The following is a 1344-nucleotide window of genomic DNA, read 5'->3' as shown; positions in this document are numbered from 1 at the left end:
TGTAAAATCCTGAAATAGGTTGACTAAAAATTCATCAATAATTAGTCACTTATGGAAAGTAATCAAAAACAACACTGTCGAAAAAAAACATACACTAAAGTAGGTTTTGAACTCAAATTATTCATCATTGACCAAATTCAAAACGGTCAAATTTCTACCAATTTTGCTGCTAAAAAATATAACGTTCCTAGATCTTCTATCGATTATTGGATTAAAAAATATAGTACCTTAGACCAAAAGAAAAAAGCAATGAGTAAACAGGACGAAATCAAAAAATTGAAAGAGAAAATTGCTGAACTTGAATTCGTAAAAGACTTTCAACAAGACATCATCGCTGACATGGAACTTATTACAGGAGTCGATATGTCAAAAAAGTCATTACCCAAAACATTAGCAGACGAGATTCAGAAAAAGAAACAAAACCGTTTAAAAGAAAATGGTTAACTCAATGTTTTGGGATTAGTAAACAAGCTTTCTATAAACGCTTGAAAAATCATCAAAAACAACTACATAACGAACAGATTATCATCAAACTTGTAAAGGAGTGTCGTAAAAAAATTGGACAGTTTTTAGGAGCTAAAAAACTATATCATGAACTCAAAAACAAGTTCAAAAGTCTTGGAATTAAAATGGGAAGAGATAAGTTTTTCACGCTTCTTAAAAATCATAAACTACTGATTAAGAGAAACAAAAACTATCATGTAACCACCAATTCTAAACACATGTTTTACAAATACAAGAACTTAATTAAAGACAAAGTACCAACCAGAGCTGAACAAGTTTGGGTAACGGATATCACATACATTAAAACGGAAAAAGGACATGCATACCTAGCACTCGTAACAGATGCTTATTCTAAGCAAATTATGGGATATAAGATAGATAATAACATGAGAACTGAACTCTGCTTAGATGCGCTTAAAATGGCTATTAAAAACAGAAAGTATCCTAATCAAAAATTGATTCATCACTCTGATAGAGGTTTACAATATTGTAATCCTACCTATACTAAGTTTGCTGAAGACAATGGAATCATCATGAGTATGACAGAACAATATGATCCTTACGAAAATGCAATTGCGGAAAGAATTAACAGAACTTTAAAATATGAATATGGCCTAAAACATGTCATAAAAAATCTTAAATTAGCAAAAACGATCACCAAAAAAGCGGTTGATATTTATAACAATCTTCGTCCACATTGTAGTCTTAATTTACACACACCGAAACACGTGCACTTAAATCAAAATATAAAATACAAATCGTACCGAAGAAATAAAAACAAACTGGAATTGTTAACCTTTTAAATAAACAAAAAAGGTCAACCTATTTCAGGACGATACA

General features: G+C 30.4%; 2 protein-coding genes. Both read left to right on the top strand.

The features are described from left to right. Nucleotides 1-51: 51 nt before the first annotated feature. Nucleotides 52-444 (top strand): helix-turn-helix domain-containing protein, encoded by a 393-nt coding sequence (locus QVZ41_RS14540; RefSeq protein ID WP_302885372.1) that lies wholly within the window; start codon nucleotides 52-54, stop codon nucleotides 442-444. Next, nucleotides 378-1307 carry an IS3 family transposase gene (locus QVZ41_RS14535; protein WP_338140810.1) on the top strand — a complete coding sequence of 310 codons (930 nt, stop codon included), beginning with the start codon at nucleotides 378-380 and terminating at the stop codon, nucleotides 1305-1307. Before QVZ41_RS14540 ends, QVZ41_RS14535 begins: the two co-directional genes overlap by 67 nt. Nucleotides 1308-1344: the final 37 nt, after the last annotated feature.

Source organism: Wenyingzhuangia gilva (assembly GCF_030519655.1).
Lineage (GTDB): Bacteria > Bacteroidota > Bacteroidia > Flavobacteriales > Flavobacteriaceae > Wenyingzhuangia > Wenyingzhuangia gilva.
The sequence above is the reverse complement of the archived record's forward strand: the minus strand, read 5'-3'. Positions and strand labels throughout refer to the sequence as shown.

Bases quoted from the DNA above. Each gene is read 5' to 3' on its own strand.
- QVZ41_RS14540 (WP_302885372.1), top strand. From the start codon at position 52: ATGGAAAGTAATCAAAAACAACACTGTCGAAAAAAAACATACACTAAA.